At 61.6% G+C, this 16,020-nt stretch carries 15 protein-coding genes; 1 reads left to right on the top strand and 14 read right to left on the bottom strand.

The annotated features are described in order from the left end of the window. Window positions 1–692 precede the first annotated feature (692 nt). From ccoS to FJ419_RS19195, 9 genes are all read right to left on the bottom strand, one after another. Entirely contained in the window at window positions 693–848 is a 156-nt protein-coding gene (ccoS, locus tag FJ419_RS19155) for a cbb3-type cytochrome oxidase assembly protein CcoS (RefSeq protein WP_064993450.1), read from the bottom strand. Next, window positions 848–3,133: a cation-translocating P-type ATPase gene (locus tag FJ419_RS19160; protein WP_064993449.1), complete on the bottom strand. Its 2,286-nt coding sequence runs from the start codon at window positions 3,131–3,133 to the stop codon at window positions 848–850. Before FJ419_RS19160 ends, ccoS begins: the two co-directional genes overlap by 1 nt. Beyond that, window positions 3,130–3,627: a FixH family protein gene (locus tag FJ419_RS19165; protein ID WP_064993448.1), complete on the bottom strand. Its 498-nt coding sequence runs from the start codon at window positions 3,625–3,627 to the stop codon at window positions 3,130–3,132. Before FJ419_RS19165 ends, FJ419_RS19160 begins: the two co-directional genes overlap by 4 nt. Further along, entirely contained in the window at window positions 3,624–5,183 is a 1,560-nt protein-coding gene (ccoG, locus tag FJ419_RS19170; protein WP_064993447.1) for a cytochrome c oxidase accessory protein CcoG, read from the bottom strand. Before ccoG ends, FJ419_RS19165 begins: the two co-directional genes overlap by 4 nt. Window positions 5,184–5,322: 139 nt before the next feature. Next, window positions 5,323–6,186 carry a cytochrome-c oxidase, cbb3-type subunit III gene (gene ccoP / locus FJ419_RS19175; protein WP_064993446.1) on the bottom strand — a complete coding sequence of 288 codons (864 nt, stop codon included), beginning with the start codon at window positions 6,184–6,186 and terminating at the stop codon, window positions 5,323–5,325. Between the two features lie 2 nt (window positions 6,187–6,188). Continuing rightward, complete coding sequence (locus FJ419_RS19180) at window positions 6,189–6,338, bottom strand: CcoQ/FixQ family Cbb3-type cytochrome c oxidase assembly chaperone (RefSeq protein WP_013533256.1); 150 nt, start codon at window positions 6,336–6,338, stop codon at window positions 6,189–6,191. A 10-nt stretch (window positions 6,339–6,348) separates the two neighbouring features. Next, window positions 6,349–7,080, bottom strand: a complete 732-nt coding sequence (gene ccoO, locus FJ419_RS19185) for a cytochrome-c oxidase, cbb3-type subunit II (RefSeq protein WP_064993445.1) — start codon at window positions 7,078–7,080, stop codon at window positions 6,349–6,351. After that, on the bottom strand, window positions 7,071–8,699 hold the full coding sequence (gene ccoN / locus FJ419_RS19190; protein ID WP_064993444.1) for a cytochrome-c oxidase, cbb3-type subunit I: 1,629 nt from the start codon (window positions 8,697–8,699) through the stop codon (window positions 7,071–7,073). The genes ccoO and ccoN overlap by 10 nt, the downstream gene beginning before the upstream one ends. Window positions 8,700–9,035: 336 nt before the next feature. Beyond that, entirely contained in the window at window positions 9,036–9,785 is a 750-nt protein-coding gene (locus FJ419_RS19195) for a Crp/Fnr family transcriptional regulator (protein WP_064993443.1), read from the bottom strand. Window positions 9,786–9,963: 178 nt separating this feature from the next. Between FJ419_RS19195 and hemN the strand changes: the two genes are divergently transcribed. Continuing rightward, complete coding sequence (gene hemN / locus FJ419_RS19200; RefSeq protein ID WP_064993442.1) at window positions 9,964–11,286, top strand: oxygen-independent coproporphyrinogen III oxidase; 1,323 nt, start codon at window positions 9,964–9,966, stop codon at window positions 11,284–11,286. Between the two features lie 132 nt (window positions 11,287–11,418). Here hemN and FJ419_RS19205 read toward each other — a convergent pair whose 3' ends face one another. The 5 genes from FJ419_RS19205 to trbL are packed head-to-tail and all read right to left on the bottom strand — an operon-like array spanning window position 11,419 to window position 16,000. Further along, complete coding sequence (locus tag FJ419_RS19205) at window positions 11,419–11,691, bottom strand: DUF2274 domain-containing protein (RefSeq protein WP_064993441.1); 273 nt, start codon at window positions 11,689–11,691, stop codon at window positions 11,419–11,421. Between the two features lie 2 nt (window positions 11,692–11,693). Beyond that, window positions 11,694–12,914, bottom strand: a complete 1,221-nt coding sequence (locus FJ419_RS19210; RefSeq protein ID WP_064993440.1) for a TrbI/VirB10 family protein — start codon at window positions 12,912–12,914, stop codon at window positions 11,694–11,696. Window positions 12,915–12,927: 13 nt separating this feature from the next. Further along, complete coding sequence (gene trbG, locus FJ419_RS19215) at window positions 12,928–13,956, bottom strand: P-type conjugative transfer protein TrbG (protein ID WP_064993439.1); 1,029 nt, start codon at window positions 13,954–13,956, stop codon at window positions 12,928–12,930. Next, window positions 13,946–14,677, bottom strand: a complete 732-nt coding sequence (gene trbF / locus FJ419_RS19220; protein WP_064993438.1) for a conjugal transfer protein TrbF — start codon at window positions 14,675–14,677, stop codon at window positions 13,946–13,948. The genes trbG and trbF overlap by 11 nt, the downstream gene beginning before the upstream one ends. Beyond that, on the bottom strand, window positions 14,678–16,000 hold the full coding sequence (gene trbL, locus FJ419_RS19225) for a P-type conjugative transfer protein TrbL (RefSeq protein ID WP_064993437.1): 1,323 nt from the start codon (window positions 15,998–16,000) through the stop codon (window positions 14,678–14,680). Window positions 16,001–16,020 lie beyond the last annotated feature (20 nt).

Genomic DNA, 16,020 nt, shown 5'->3' on the forward strand with positions numbered 1-16,020 from the left:
AGTTGCCCGGTGATGCCACCATGCCCGCAGGACCAGCGAACATGGCCAGCGTCTGACGCCGCTCTGCTGCCGTCCCGCGATGTCTTGAGCACGCGGTCAGCAGCCTCGCGTCCGAGCGCCTTGGGTTCACATCGACGGTTGTCAGTTGCGGACGCGCCGCAAGCTCCACAACGTTCTCAAAACTAGCGAGGGCTACATCGGCATGTATTAGCGAGCCATCTCGCAGAGCGGGTCGCACGCACCCTGGGCGATCTGATCGTTGCCGCCGGAGGTCGCGTTCAGCCTTTGCTCACAAGAATCCGGCCGCCGCCTTGCGCAGCCACGCTTCGGCCCACTTTTGGCTTTGGCCGTTCTTCGTGTGGGTCTTGATTCAAACCGATCGCCGAGGCGTTCGGCGGCGCGATTCGTCGACGTAGGCATGGATTCTCTCCCTGAAGGACTGGCCGATGAAACCACGCCGATGAGTAGATAACCCTGATCTAGGTCAAGCGGTGTGAGTAATCCGGCGACCGCGGTTCGACGATCACCCGCCTGCATATTGGGCGGAATGGGCGACGTAATCTTTCGAGCGACACAGGCTTTTCACAGATCAGCGTCAACCGGCGGCAGGTGAAGCTGCCTATGCAACCTCAGCAGTAGTTCCACTCGGCTTATCACCGGCATCCCAACAGTCGTCTGCAGAGCGGCTTGAATCAGCGTTCTGGCTTGTCTTCCTGGTCGACAAGGATACGCTCTGCTGCCCCGTCGAGATCTTCGTACTGACCGCTTTTCAATGCCCATAGGAAGCCAGACAGCCCAAGCCCGCCGAGGAGCAGGGTCCCAGGTATCAAATAGGCAAGCGTCCTCATTACAACTGTACCCGTCCGCCATTGTTGGAGTGTCTATCATTGGCAACAGTTTCCGCTGGTGCGTGCCGAACAAAGCCTTCCAGGCGCAATGCATTCCCGATCACCAGCAGTGATGACGCAGACATAGCAATCGCCGCGATAAGCGGAGTGGCGTGCCCTAGAATAGCGATTGGTACAGCGATGGTATTGTAGAGAGTCGCGACGGCGATGTTTTGGCGGATCAGGCTTCCTGCCTTGCGCGAGACGTCCAGCGCGAGCGGCACCGCCAGGAGGCTTTCGCGCAGGAAGACGAAATCCGCGGCGTTGCGGCCAACATCGGCGGCGGTGGCCGGTGCGATCGAGACATGCGCTGCGCTCAGCGCCGGCGTATCATTGAGGCCGTCGCCAACCATCAGAACCCTGTGCCCCACTTTCGCGAGGGTCTCGATGCGTTCGAGCTTGCCGGATGGCAGCAGGCAGGGAACGAAGTTGTCGATTCCGAGTGACTTCGCAACCTCGGCACAGGCCGCCGCGGTATCGCCTGACAGCATTTCCACGGGAACCCTGGCGTCGCTCAATTGATCGATGGCCGCTCTGGCGTCGACCCGCAACGCATCCTCGAAAGCGAAGGAAGCGACAATCATCCCGTTCTTCGTGAGAACGGTTCCGCCGTAGCCATGTTTGGCTTCGCCGCCGGTTCGAGCCTTCCATCCAGCCCATCCGCGTCGGCCCAGTCGCCAGGTGCTTCCCGCATCAGTGGCCTCGATTCCGAATCCCGGATGCTCGGTGACGGCATCGAATTTGAGCTGCCCGCCAGGAATGGCAAAGCCGGCTATGGCCTTTGAAAACGGATGACGCGAGTGCGCCGCCAGGTCGGCTGCGACTGCCAGCATGGCCGGATCGATCGACGGCGCGTTAACGAGCCGGGGCTGGCCAAGCGTCAGCGTTCCGGTCTTGTCGAACACGGCAATGTCGACAATTGCCAGGCGTTCCATGGCGGAGCCGTCCTTGACCATAATGCCGTTCTCAAACAGGCGCCGCGCGGCGACCACCTGCACGATCGGCACGGCGAGGCCAAGCGCGCAGGGGCACGTGATGATGAGAACGGCGATGGCGATCGTCATCGCCCGGTGCCAGTCGCCGGTCGCCACTATCCAGCCCAGGAATGTCACGAAGGCGGTGAGATGAACCATGGGCGCGTAGAGCGCCGAAACGCGGTCGGCGATACGGCGATATTGCGCGCGGCCGCCCTCGGCGGCCTCCATCAACCGGACCATTTCCGCCAGGAATGAATCTTTTGCGGCGGCTGTCGCCTCAATCGTCAGCGGGCCGGTAAGATTGAGCACGCCGGCCTGTACCGCTTCGCCCGGCGCTACGTTTTTCGGCGTGCTTTCGCCTGAGGCCAGCGAGCAGTCGAGATCCGACGTTCCCTGGATGATCTTGCCGTCGACGGGGATCCTCTCACCGGCCGCGATCAACATCCGCATGCCTGGTTCGATCTCGCCGACCGGCAGATAGTCGCGCGCGCCATCGCCGCGCAGCACCATGGCGCCACGCGCGGCCAGCTGAGACAGGCCTTTCACGGCAGTTCGGGCACGCTCCCGCATCACATGATCCAGCGTGCGTCCGATCAAAAGGAAGAACAGCAGCGATACCGACGCGTCGAAATAGGCGTGGTCGCCATGATTGATCGTCTCATAGAGGCTCATGGCGTAGGCGAGCGAAACACCGACCGCGATGGGCACGTCCATATTCATGCGGCCATGACGCAAGGCGTTCCAGGCCGACCGGAAGAAGATGCCGCCGGCGAAGGCGAGGGCAGGAATGGCGATCAGCGCCGAGACCCAGTGAAACAGGTCGCGGGTAGCACCTTCGGCGCCGGACCAGACAGAGACCGAAAGCAGCATGATGTTGCCCGCCGCAAAACCGGCAACAGCGACGGCGCGGATCAGTTCGGCAAGCGTCTTGTCCTTGTCGTCGATCTCGGGTGCGAACAGATGCGCCTCGTAGCCAAGCCTGCCAAGCGCGGCGACGAACGGTGGCACCTCGTCTCCACGCCACCGGACCGCGACCCGTTTCGTCGACAGGTTGACGCGCGCGCTTTCGACGTGATCGAGCTTTCCAAGTGCCGCCTCGATCGTCTGGATGCAGGCGGCGCAATGAACCGTCGGCACTGAAAGGTCGGTCTGCCGAAGATCGTCGCCAAGCGATCGGCTCGCCAACCTGATTTCCTGGCTGGATGGCAGGACCCATGTGGCGCCGTTCAGATCCAGCGCCGTTTCAGCGCCCGGTGCACAACAGCTCATTGCAGAGCCCCATGAGAGATCATGATCCTGCTGACGTCGCGATAGGGTCGTGCCAGGCCGGCATCGGCGTCGACTTCGACGATCCAGACGCCGTCCTTCGGCATCTGCTGCGCTGCGAATTCCTTGCCTGAGGCGAGGGCGAGCGTGACGGACTTGTCGTCTTTCTCGTAGGCGGGATGACGAAACAGCACCTTGACGCCGTGCAGAGGAACCGGCTTGCCGGCCGCGTCGGAGAGGCTGTAGCGGACTTCGCCCCATGCGATGGTCAGCTTGCCGGTCCAACCGAGCGCGGCTTGGGCGCGGCCGGCCTCGGCCTCCTTGTTGAATTGCTGGCTCGCCACATATGTGTTCTCGACGACAAGGCCGGTCCAACTGGTGTTGGCGAGCGTGGCCATCGTCAGATTGACCGCGATGACCACGCCGAAGAAGGTGAGAATGATGGCCAGCATGTGCCTGCCGGTGAATTCGCGAGGCTTTTGGGCATTGGCGGTCATTTGGCGGCCTCTGGCGCGTTGAATGTTGCGGTGTACTCGTTCGACTCGGAGCTCGCTCTGTCCTCGACACGGAACTTGAAGGTCTGTGCCGGAGCGTGGATCTGGTCCGCCGGCTGGCGAACGAAGACCTTCAACGTTTTCAGGCGATCGGGCTCGACCGGGATGGCAAACGAGCGGCCCGCCTTGATGTCGTCCCCGACCACGCTCATTTCGCCTCCTTGCAAGCCCTGCATGGTGACAACAATGATCCGCGGCTCGGGGATCATGTTGAGCAGTTTGACGGTGTAGCCGTTGCGGATCGAGCCGTCGGACAACGTTACGAATTGCGGATTGCGATCGTGCAGCACATTGACTTCGAGCCTGTCGCGCGTCAGCAGCGAATAGAGCAGACCCAGGCCGATCAGCGACCACAGACCCATGTAGACGTAGGTGCGTGGCCGGAAGATCTTGCTGACATGGAAATGCGCCACCTTGTCGGAGAACAGGCCATCAGCGGTCCTGACCAGCGACGGGTTGACTGAACTGGAGCCGCCCGCGGTCGCCAACATCATGTTGGCGTTGTAATCGGAGAGCGTTGCGTAGGAAATCAGTCCGCGCTCTTTGCCGAGCTTGTCCATGACGCCGTCGCAGGCGTCGATACACAGCGCGCAGGTGATGCATTCGAGCTGCTGGCCGTCGCGAATGTCGATCCCCATCGGGCAGACCGCGACACAGGCATTGCAGTCGACGCAGTCGCCGACGGACTGCCCTGTCGCTTGCACCTTCTTGGCGTGACGCGAGCGCGGTTCGCCGCGCCAGTCATTGTAGGTGACGGTAAGCGAATTCTCGTCGAGCATGGCTGCCTGGATGCGCGGCCATGGGCACATATAGGTGCAGATCTGTTCGCGCATCAGGCCACCGAACGTGTAGGTGGTCGCCGTCAACACGGCGATGGTGATGTAGGCGACAGGCGCGGCGGTACCGGTGAAAAGTTCGCGAGCCAAACTAGGCGCATCGGCGAAATAGAAGATCCAAGCACCGCCGGTGGCCGCGCCGATGACCAGCCAGATCGTGTGCTTCGATAGGCGCAGCACCAGCTTGCGGGCGGTCCAGGGACCAGCGTCAAGCTTCATGCGGGCGTTACGGTCCCCCTCGACCGCACGTTCGACGACAAGAAACAGGTCGACCCATACGGTCTGCGGACATGCATAGCCGCACCAGGCACGGCCGACAGTCGAGGTAATCAGGAAAAGCCCAACGCCGGCCATGACCAGGAGGCCGGCCACATAGAAGAATTCCTGGGGCCATATCTCGATGAAAAAGAAGTAGAAGCGCCGGTTGGCGAGGTCGAGCAGCACGGCCTGATCCGGAGCAAATGGACCGCGATCCCAACGCAGCCAAGGCGTCAGGTAGTAGATGCCGAGCGTGATCGCCATCACCAGCCATTTGAAGCGGCGAAAGTTGCCCGAGACGCGCTTTGGGAAGACTTTCTTGCGTCTGGCATAATGCGGCTGGCGGGTATTCGAGGAATTTGGGGCCGAGCCTTCGAGCCGTTCAGTTCGCGTATCATTGCGCACGTGCGTACCACTCCCATCCGAAGTCAGAAGGGGATTTCGTGCCGCATCGACGAGCGGCGCAGCCGAAATGGTGTCGAGGCCCGGCTTGCGCCGGGCCCCGTCGCTTGGCAGGGGGAGGCCGAGAATAGGCCTTGCCTTCCTATTCTCCGCCGCCAAGCGAATGGACATAAACCGCAAGCTCCTTGACTTTGATCTCGCCGAGACGGCCGAGCCAGGCCGGCATGACACCTTCCTTTGGCGCGCGGACCTGGGCTGCGACCGCTGCCTCGCCGGCCCCGTGCAGCCAAATGGCGTCGGTGAGGTTGGGGCCCCCAAATTCCCTGTTCCCTTCCGCGTTCTCACCATGACAGGCGACGCAATTGTCGGAAAAGACTTTGGCACCGGATTGGATCAGACTTGCATCGGCGACCTTGCCAGAGAGGCTGACGACATATGCGCTAACCTGCTTGATCTCGTCGGCGGTGATGATGTCCCCGAACGCCGGCATTTCCGACAGGCGCGTGTCCGGATCCGAAGCGAAGCGGATGCCATGGGTGATCGTCTGCTGGATCTGCTCGGCCTTGCCGCCCCACAGCCAGTCGTCGTCGTTTAGGTTGGGAAAGCCCTTGGAACCTTGGGCGCCGGAGCCGTGGCACTGCGTGCAGTTGACCTTGAATGCGGCGCCGCCGGCGGCGATGGCGAATTCGCGCAAGGCATCGTCCGCAGCGATCTCCGAGACACTTTTCGACTTCACCGCCGCGAGGTATTTGCTCTTCGCTGCTTCCGCATCCGCCAGTTCGTTCTTGACGTCATTGCGGCTCGAATAGCCGAGAACACCCGTCGTCGCCGAATGCAGCAGTGGCCATGCGGGATAGGCGATTGTGTAGCCGATCGCCCACACGATGGTGACGTAGAAGATGGTGATCCACCAACGCGGAAGCGGGTTGTTCAGCTCGCGGATGCCATCCCATTCGTGGCCGGTGGTCGAGACCCCAGAGACTTCATCGATGTGCTCCTCGCTCATGATCACTCGTCCTGAAGCGGAATTCGGGCAGCTTCGTCCGCCAACTTACGGCTGCCGGGACGCAGGACGAAGACACTTGCCCCCGCAAAGAAAAGCGCCATGGCAACCAGACCCCAGCTGTCGGCAAACTCCCGCATAAGATTGTAATTCATGGAAAACTCCTCAGCGGTAACCGGCGCCTTCGTCGTAGTTCTTAAAATCGACCAGCGTGCCGAGCATCTGCAGATACGCAACGAGCGCATCCATTTCGGTGACCTGTTGCGGGTTGCCGTCGAAGTCGCCGATCTTGGCCTTGGGATAACGGGCCTCAAGACCTGATGTGTCGGCGTTGGGATCAGCCTGCGCCATCAGATCGGCGTTGGCGTTGGCGACCATGTCATCGTTGTAGGGAACGCCGACCCGCCGGTTGGCGACCAGATGCGTCGAGAAGTCCTTCACCTCGATCGGCGCGTCCTTCAGGAAGGCGTAGCTGGGCATGATGGATTCCGGCACAACGGAACGCGGATCCGAAAGATGGGCGACATGCCAGGCGTTCGAGTAGCGGTCACCGACCCGGGCCAGATCCGGCCCCGTCCGCTTCGATCCCCATTGGAAGGGGTGATCGTACATTGACTCGGCGGCCAGGCTGTAGTGGCCGTAGCGCTCGACCTCGTCGCGGAACGGCCTGATCATCTGGCTGTGGCAGAGGTAGCAGCCCTCGCGCACATAGATGTTGCGCCCGACGAGCTCGAGCGGCGAGTACGGACGCATGCCTTCCACCTTCTCGATCGTGTTGTCGAGATAGAAGAGCGGCGCGATTTCGACGATACCGCCGACAGTCACGACAAGAAGGGAGCCTACGAGAAGAAGCGTGGCGTTCTTCTCGATAATGGCATGTTTGTCGATCAAGCCCATTGGTTTGGCTCCCTGGCAGGCTGAATGACAGGCGCGGCACCCGACATCGGCCTCTCCTCGCGTTGACGGCCGAGGATTGTCATCGCGATGTTCCAGGCCATGATCAGGGCGCCCGAGAGATACATGGCGCCGCCTATGGCGCGCATGACGTAGTAGGGGCGCATGGCAGCGACGGTCTCGGCGAAGGAGTAGACCAGGAAGCCCTGCCCGTCGTATTCGCGCCACATCAGGCCCTGCGTGATGCCGGACACCCACATGGCGGCGGCGTAGACGACGATGCCGAGCGTCGCCAGCCAGAAGTGCCAGGTAACCAGCCGCAGCGAATAGAGCCGGTTACGGTTCCAGAGCTTCGGTACCATGTAGTAGATCGCGCCGAACGAGATCATGCCGACCCAGCCGAGTGCACCGGAGTGCACGTGACCAATTGTCCAGTCGGTATAATGGGACAGCGAGTTGACCGCCTTGATAGCCATCACCGGGCCTTCGAAGGTCGACATGCCGTAGAAGGCGACGGCCATCACCATCATGCGGATGATCGGGTCGGTGCGCAACTTGTCCCAGGCTCCGGACAGCGTCATCAAGCCGTTGATCATGCCGCCCCAGGACGGCATCCACAGCATGATCGAGAACACCATGCCGAGCGTCTGTGCCCAGTCGGGCAGAGCGGTGAAATGCAGGTGGTGCGGCCCGGCCCAGATGTACAGGAAGATCAGTGCCCAGAAATGGATGATCGAGAGCCGGTAGGAATAGACTGGCCGGTTCGCCTGCTTGGGCACGAAATAATACATCATGCCGAGGAAGCCGGCGGTGAGGAAGAAGCCGACGGCGTTGTGGCCGTACCACCACTGCGTCAGCGCGTCCTGGACGCCGGAAAAGGCGGAGTAACTCTTGGAACCGAGGAAAGAGACCGGCATCGACAGGTTGTTGACCACATGCAGCATCGCGATGGTCACGATGAAGGAGAGGTAGAACCAGTTGGCGACGTAGATGTGCGGTTCCTTGCGCTTCAGGATCGTGCCGAGGAACAGGATGAGGTAGGCGACCCAGACGATGGTCAGCCAGACGTCGACATACCATTCCGGTTCGGCGTATTCGCGGCTCTCGGTGATGCCGAGCAGGTAGCCTGTCGCGGCCATGACAATGAAAAGCTGGTAGCCCCAAAAGACGAACCAGGCGAGATCGCCGCCGAACAGGCGAGCGCGGCAAGTGCGTTGCACGACGTACAATGACGTGCACAGCAGCGCGTTGCCGCCGAAGGCGAAGACGACCCCGGACGTGTGCAGCGGCCGCAAGCGGCCGAAATTGAACCAAGGCTGAACGTTGAGATCGGGGTAGGCCAGCTGCAGCGCGATAACGACGCCGACCAGCATGCCGACGACGCCCCAGAACATCGTGGCGATGGCGCCGTAGCGGATCGGACCGTCCATATAGGCGGACGGGTCGATCGGAGCGGCCGGCTTGAACTCCGAGTTGCGCAACAAGATCCCGATAAAGGCAATAAGGGCAAAAGACAGCACCCCCATATGCTGGCGGAAAGGTCCATCAATGCCGAAGCCAGCAGCCACCAGGGCTGCAAAGGCAAAAAAGCCCACCACGACGATCGCTGTGCCGAATTTCATCGCAAATCCTGATCCCGAATCGGGCGCACGCCAAATCCGCTCGGCATCAATTGCGCAGCTGCCCTCTGCCCGCCCTGATCCATGTCAGGTGCCAGGTTTGTTTGGTAGAATCGAGTTTGCGCAAATCAGAGCGGACGTTGGGGCGGGCGGGTATGTCGAAGCGCGGCCGGCGAGCTTTGCGGAACTCTTGCCGGCTGCCTTGCTATCCGACAAGGGTCGCTGATGCTCTTGGGTCTATGCTACCGGGGTTCTCGAGGCTACAGCAATACATTGTGCTCGAACGCAGCATGTCCTGCCGCGGATTCGAGTTGGCGGCGCAGAGCCCGCCGCTTGGGCTTATCCAAACTGCCGCGGCCTTCGGCCGCCGCAACGCTGCTCCAGCCGGCCGACGCTCTCCACCCTCACATGGCGCTTGTTGTCGATCCGGATCACGCCTTCAGCTCGCAATCGAGTCAGCTGGCGGCTCACGGTCTCATTCGTCAGGCCAAGGAAATCAGAGATGTCGGCACGAGTCAGTGGCAGATCGAAGGACGCCGAGATAGCGGCCGGATCAACACTGGAATCCATGTTCAGGGCGAGCATGACAAGAAAACTCGCCACCTTTTCCGATGCCGTCTTGCGCCCGAGCGTCACCATCCATTCGCGTGCTGCGTCAAGTTCGTCCAGCGCCTGCTTGAGCAGGCGATGCTCGAGTTCCGGTGATTCCTTCACCATCCGTTCGAGGGCTGCCTTGGGGAACGAACACAGCGTGACAACGGTTGCCGCTTCCGCACTGATCTCGCTTTCGACCTTGAAGGGTCGCCCCAGAAAATCCGGTGCAAACTGGAGCCCTACGATCTGCTGGCGCCCATCCGAAAGGCTCTTCGTCAGCTTGACCACGCCTGAAAGCACATTCGAATAGCTGTTGACGGCCTCGCAGTCGCCGACCAGTTCGACTCCTGGCTCGATCTTGTGCCGCGATGAACTCCTGGCAAGCGCAGCCAAACGGTCTGGATCGAGCGCGCCGCAAATACCGCGACGCCTTCCCTCGCAAGAGCGGCAAAGAACGGGAATGCCGGCACTGTGAATGCCCTGCCGTAATGTCATGCGCTCGCTCTATCCTCTTCCAAGCACCGACAGGGTAGCAATCCAGGGTAGAAAAATCCTTGCGGCAGTTTGTCCGAGCTGCACTTGATCGAAATCAGGGCGTTGGCCGGCCAACCAGTCAAGAGTTCCAGCGGTGCACATGGTGACCACGACATGCAGTCGAAAGTAGCTTGCTCGGATTGTCGAAAACGTCCCTCGCTATACCAGCTATCCGACCGCACCGCATTTCCACGTGGGCGTCGATGCTGCGGCTTATCGTGGCTGGCTGGAGGCGCTCGGCGAGGACGATGAGATATCGCTCTACGTGCACATCCCTTTCTGCGCCAAGCTTTGCTGGTTCTGCGCGTGCCACACCAAGCAGACACGCCACTATGAACCGGTCACCAAATATCTGAGATCGCTGCATGCGGAGATCGCCACCGTCTCATGTCTCGCCGGAGGCAAGGGCCGGGTGCGTGCCGTCCATTTCGGTGGCGGCTCACCGACGATGCTCAAACCACAGGACATGGTGGCGCTCGGAGCCGTTCTGCGCAACAGCTTCTCATTTCTTCCCGGCGCCAAGATCAGCGGCGAAATCGAACCCAACGATATGGACGAAGCGCGCCTCGACGCACTTGCCGAAATCGGCATGACGAGGGCCAGCCTCGGGGTCCAGGATTTCGATCCGAAGGTGCAGAAGGCCATCAATCGCGAACAGATCTTCTTGCAGACCAAGACAGTCGTCGACGGCGTTCGGGCACGCGGCGTCGAGTCGGTTAACCTGGACCTGCTCTACGGCTTGCCGCACCAGACCAGGGAGAGCGTCTTGTCCACCGTCAGGCAGGCGCTGACGCTCGAGCCCGACCGGATCGCCCTCTTTGGCTATGCGCATGTGCCATGGTTCAAGAAACATCAGACAATGATCGACGAGGCCTGGTTGCCAGGCCCGGAGGAGCGGTTTGCCCAATCGCAACTGGCAGCTCGCGCCATACTCGACCAAGGATACGAAGCAATCGGGCTCGACCATTTCGCCAAACCGGGGGATGCGCTGGCGCTTGCCGCGCATGCGGGGATGTTGCGTCGCAACTTTCAGGGCTACACCGAGGATCGCTGCGAAACCTTGATCGGCCTCGGCCCGTCATCCATCAGCCAATTCCGACAAGGCTATGTACAGAACATGCCTTCGACCGCCGAGTATGGCCGCATGGTGGATGACGGTGGGTTGGCTTCGGTCCGCGGAATTGCTTTTTCCGACGACGACCGCGCTCGCGGTTGGATCATCGAGCGCCTGATGTGCGATTTCGGCTTCTCGGCAGTCGATTTGGTGGAACGCTTCGGCAAAGCCGGCCAGAAGCTCCTTCTTCGGTCGAGTACCGTGGCCCTCGACAAGTCGGTCCGACTTGAACTCGACGGCGATCGTTTCGTCGTACCGCTGGAAAGTCGTCCCTTTGTCAGATGCGTCGCTGCGAAGTTCGACAAATATCTCAAAACGGGAAAGGCCAGGCACTCCGTGGCAGTTTGAGCCAGCGAGTGCGTCGCGGTCCGCGCAGGGCCCATCATCGGTGACCTATTTGCCAGACGATGTTGCCCGCGCACACCCTTGTTTGACAGGCACGGTGCGCCACAATTGCACTTGACTGACTCTCTGCTTCGGTCATTCGGAATCTGAGGCTTTCAAAGACCGCGATTCGTCTGAGATGCTGGCCGTCGCCAGACCTTCTTTTCTGGCCTTGGCAAACGCTCGGTCGCCGTCCAGAAATCCCGCCAGCATAAAAGGAATGAGTTCCGCGACTGTTTCAGACTCGCCGTAAGTCTGACGATAGAGCGCAGCATAGGCGTTGAGTTCTTGGCTCAAGTCCGCGCTGACGGTGATGGTAATCTTCAAGGGCGTTCGGTCTGGAAGCTTGCCAAGTTTCAAGTTGGCCATAATCACTCCCGTTCAATCTTGTATGGCCGCAGCAAGAGATCCTTGTGCACGATGACGCGCAGTGGCCAGCCTGGTCGGATCGTTATGGTGGGCTGAACGTTGAGATTTTTCTCAGTTATGCGCTGGCCGGCTCGACTGACGTTCTGCTGGGCGGATTCGCGGATCGCCTTGACCAGATCGCTTTCATTGTCTCCGAGGCTCAATTCGGTGCCCACGCCAAGCAAGGTCGCGAGCGCAACCCCCTTGATCAGCTGCCAGGTGTGGAAATCCACCTTGTCCTCAAGCCCCGCATATCCGGCGGTGTCTGTCGCCGGCAGATTATCGATCTCGATCGAGGACCCGTCCGGCAGGATTATTCGCTGCCAGACCAGCAATGCGCGCTTTTGCCCAAACGCCACCACGCTGTCATAGGTGCCGATCAGCCGGGAACCTTGTGGAATGAGCAAGATGCTGCCAGTGACTGTGTCTTGCACATTCTCTGTGACCTGCGCGACGACGAGGCCGGGTAGGTCGGAATTGATCCCGGTAATGAGGCTTGCCGCGATTACGCTGCCAGCCATCAGTTGGTAGGGCGAGGCAGACGTCTGCAGCGCATGCGGATTGTAGATTCCGCTTGTGCTCCGCTGACTGACAAAATCCAGTTTGCGCTGTTGGTTGTTCTGATCGCCCTCGGCTGGTGCAACGGAAGCCGACCCGGCTGTCGCTCCGGATTGCGGCGCTTCAGGCCGCTGCTGTAGACTCTCCTCGCCGCCAGCGAGATCTGTCGGTTTGGGCCGATTGTCGATCCGGAACAACACTTGCGACTCGCGCGCTTCGATCGCCTGCTGGGCAAGGCGTTGATCCTCGGCGGAGACCTCCTGTCCCGGCGCAATTCCGAGTTGGCGCTGCCGCTCGAGGATGGGGCGGCCGAGATCACCGGGTAGCGGCGGTCCGAGCACCGGGGCCTTCGGCTTGACGCCGGAATAGTCCCTGGGCAGGCTGTCGAGCCCCTCGGCGGTGGGCTTGTGGTCAGGATGGTAGAGGTCTTCCGCCTGCTCTTTGAATCGCAATGCCGGCCCCTGAAGCGCAATGATCATGACGCCCAGAATGGCACCACATCCGGCGGCAGAGATCGCGACAATCACCCCCCGCCTGAAGCGCACAGCACCGCGGGGTGAGGCGCGCAGCTGCAGCTGGTCGGGATCGAGTTTCGGCGGCGCATTGGAGTGGGACGTATAGGTCATGAGCCTTTTCCCCTCACCTGCCGAAACCGGCAAAGAGTGGCATCCGACGCGGCAATTGCCGGCCGTCCATCCTTGAGATGCGCACGACCTGCTGCGGCTTGGCGCCGAGGCGCAGTTCGGCCGCGGCGAACAGGCGATCGACGATGTAGTAGTTGCCGCGCATGCGGTAGTTGACCAACTGATTGCCGCCGTCAGCACCGACGATGAAGAGCGGCGGCGCCTCGCCCTGATCGATGCGGCGCGGGAATTCGATATAGACTTTGCTGCCGTCGTCAAAGGCCCGTGTCGGTCTCCAGGGCGGTGTGTCGCCGGCGATCGAATAGCGGAAGCGGATATTTTCGAGCGCAACATTCGATGCGACCGGCGTTGCAGCGTCGGCCTGAACGTTTCGCCGGGAGAGCGCAAGGATCTGGTCTTCGCTGTAGGTCCAAGAGATGGCCGCCATTGCGGTCTTCTCCGTGCTTTGGAGCTGCAAGTGATAGGTGCGTCGATCCGTGGTGATCACCAGATTTGTGGTAAGCTCGGGCGCGAACGGCTTCACCAAAACATGGGTGCGCTGACCGTCACCGGTGCCACTGACGGTGTCGCCGATGACCCAGCGGATCGTGTCCCCGGCGGACACAGCCGTCAGCTTCTCGCCCGGCTGCAGAGCGATGTCGGTGACGCGCTCCGGCGCTGCAAAGAGCTGATAAAGCGCGCCATCGGTGAAGGGATAGACCTGGACCGCGTTGACATAGCCATACCTGGTTGGCTGCCGAGTTGCGGCCCTATTGGCATCGGCAACGCGTTCTTCAGGAGAGCGCTTGTCCTCGGCGAACTTGACTGGGTCAGGCTGCAACTGGCCGGGAAGCGGTAGCGGCTTTGGCACCTCGACGATTTTAACCGGTTTCTCTGGCGGCTTCTCGATCGACGCTGCTTTGAAGTCGGCAGCGTCATAGGCAATCTCGGGCGGCGGCACCGGCTTGGATGCGCAGGCGGACAGCACCGCTGCCGAGGCCGACAGGATCAGCGCGGCACGGAGCGATGGGGCTTTATTTGTCATTGGCGGGCTCCTTGGGGGAAACGGAGGTCGGCGCGGCACTGTCGAGCTCGCGCGACCAATCGATGGCGTTGATGAAGAGGCCGAGCGGATTCTTGCGCAGTTGGTCTGTATTGCTTGGCGGCCGGATCATAATGGTGAGGATCGCCGTCCAGCGGGTCGTGCTGGCAAGGCTGCCGCGCTCAAAGACCTGCTCGGTCCATTTGACCTGGAACGAGCTACCGGAGGCCCGCACCACGCTGGTCACCTGGACGGACACGCTTCGCGTTCCGATCTGACCGAAAGGATCGCTCGCCTTGGCATATTCGTTGAGGAAGAGCGCGGCGCGGTCGCTGGCAAAGTCATAGGCGGCCAACCAGTTCTGCCGCACCAACACCGGATCGGTGGAAACGGAACGGATATTCTGAATGAAACGGCCAAGATGCCAGGCGATCTGGGCGTCCGTCGGCTCGTAGTCCCGGATTGCCGAGGCTACGGCGCGCGCCTCGCCGAAGCGGTCGACCTCGACGACGTAGGGCACAACCCGGCTTTGCATTGACTGCCAAACGAGCCCGCCGGAGAGCCCGGTTGCCAATGCCAGGCAGCCAAGAGCCATCAGCCGCCAGTTGCGGGCCTGCACCCGCGATGAGCCGATGCGCTCATCCCACAGCTGGCCCGCCTTCTGGTACGGTGTGATGGGCTCGGGTGTCTTGCCGTAGCGTTGAACGGATCGCTTGAAGAGCATCTAGTCGTCCTTGTCGTTGAGAGAGGGATTGGCGCTACCGCCCGGTCTGTCACCATCGCGCACCGCCTGCATGGTGGCGTGGCGGTGGGCTCGCGCAGACTGCTGGGAACGCAGGCGCCTGGCCCAGCTAGGGGCAGCATCGGTGGTCGGACCCGCAGGAGTTTCGGTCATCGAGGCGATGGGAGACCCGCCGGTCGCGGTCCATGCGGCCTGGCGCCCGGCATCAGCGCTGCGCCCGAAGGTTTCCGCGGCAGATCGTGCCGCTCGCACAGCGGCGCCACTGGCGGCACCTGCCACGCCCTGCATCCCGGCAGCCACACCGGACAGGCCGGAGTCAGGCGAGGTTGCGCGCCCTAATTGCCAGGCAGAGGAAGCTGCCGAACCGATCGTGGTGCCGGCGCGAATTGCGGCAAGCCCGCCATCAGCTGCCATGCGCACCCCGGCGATCGCAGCGCCTCCGGCAACGAGTGACGCACCGGCGGCGGCCGCGGCCGTACCCAGTGCAGCGCCCGCACCAAGCTGCGGGGCACCCGAGACGAGACCGGACGCTATTCCAGGCCCGAAAACACCTAGCCCAAGCAGCGCCAGCGCCCCCAACACCTGTGACATGGCGGCGGCCAAATCCGGCTCCTTGCCTTGCAGCGCCGAAGCGAACTCGCCGAACAGCGTGGACCCGACACCGACAATGACCGCAAGCACCATCACCTTGATGCCCGACGAGATCACGTTGCCGAGCACGCGCTCGGCCAGGAACGCCGACCGGTTCCAGACTGCGAAGGGCACCAGAACGAAGCCGGCGAGAGTGGTGAGCTTGAACTCCAGAATGGTGATGAAGAGCTGGATGGAAAGAATGAAGAAGGCAATGATGACCAGGAACCAGGCCACGAGCAGCACGAAAATGGTGAGCGCGTTGCCGAAGATTTCGGGAAAGCCAAGAAGCTGGCTCGCCTGATCCAGCAGCGGCCACGCGCCCTCGAAGCCTGTGGCGGCAATACGTCCGGGCCGCAGGAGACTGTCGGGCGACAGATTGGCGGCCGAAGCGTTGAAGCCCAGCCCTGCGAAGGAGCGGTATATAATGTCGGCGAGATTCTTGAAATTGTTCAGGATGAAAGCGAAGACGCCGACATAGAGCACCTTGCGGATGAAGCGGCCGAGAATGTTGGGCTCGCCGGCGAATGCCCAGGCGAGCCCGGCTAACGTGATGTCGATGCCGATCAGGGTCGTGGTGAGGAAGGCGACATCGCCCGACAGCAGACCAAACCCGCTGTCAATATAGCGGATGAAAGTCTCCATGAAGCGATCGATGACCCCGAGGTCGTTCATTGCGCCTTCCTCGTGACAGA

This window comes from Mesorhizobium sp. B2-6-2, assembly GCF_006440615.1.
Taxonomy (GTDB): Bacteria; Pseudomonadota; Alphaproteobacteria; order Rhizobiales; family Rhizobiaceae; genus Mesorhizobium.

Coding starts and splice junctions, on each gene's coding strand:
- trbG (WP_064993439.1), bottom strand. CDS start 13,956: ATGACAAATAAAGCCCCATCGCTCCGTGCCGCGCTGATCCTGTCGGCC.
- FJ419_RS19205 (WP_064993441.1), bottom strand. CDS start 11,691: ATGGCCAACTTGAAACTTGGCAAGCTTCCAGACCGAACGCCCTTGAAG.
- trbL (WP_064993437.1), bottom strand. CDS start 16,000: ATGAACGACCTCGGGGTCATCGATCGCTTCATGGAGACTTTCATCCGC.
- ccoN (WP_064993444.1), bottom strand. CDS start 8,699: ATGAAATTCGGCACAGCGATCGTCGTGGTGGGCTTTTTTGCCTTTGCA.
- ccoO (WP_064993445.1), bottom strand. CDS start 7,080: ATGGGCTTGATCGACAAACATGCCATTATCGAGAAGAACGCCACGCTT.
- FJ419_RS19210 (WP_064993440.1), bottom strand. CDS start 12,914: ATGACCTATACGTCCCACTCCAATGCGCCGCCGAAACTCGATCCCGAC.
- FJ419_RS19160 (WP_064993449.1), bottom strand. CDS start 3,133: ATGAGCTGTTGTGCACCGGGCGCTGAAACGGCGCTGGATCTGAACGGC.
- ccoP (WP_064993446.1), bottom strand. CDS start 6,186: ATGAGCGAGGAGCACATCGATGAAGTCTCTGGGGTCTCGACCACCGGC.
- ccoS (WP_064993450.1), bottom strand. CDS start 848: ATGAGGACGCTTGCCTATTTGATACCTGGGACCCTGCTCCTCGGCGGG.
- trbF (WP_064993438.1), bottom strand. CDS start 14,677: ATGCTCTTCAAGCGATCCGTTCAACGCTACGGCAAGACACCCGAGCCC.
- FJ419_RS19195 (WP_064993443.1), bottom strand. CDS start 9,785: ATGACATTACGGCAGGGCATTCACAGTGCCGGCATTCCCGTTCTTTGC.
- FJ419_RS19165 (WP_064993448.1), bottom strand. CDS start 3,627: ATGACCGCCAATGCCCAAAAGCCTCGCGAATTCACCGGCAGGCACATG.
- FJ419_RS19180 (WP_013533256.1), bottom strand. CDS start 6,338: ATGAATTACAATCTTATGCGGGAGTTTGCCGACAGCTGGGGTCTGGTT.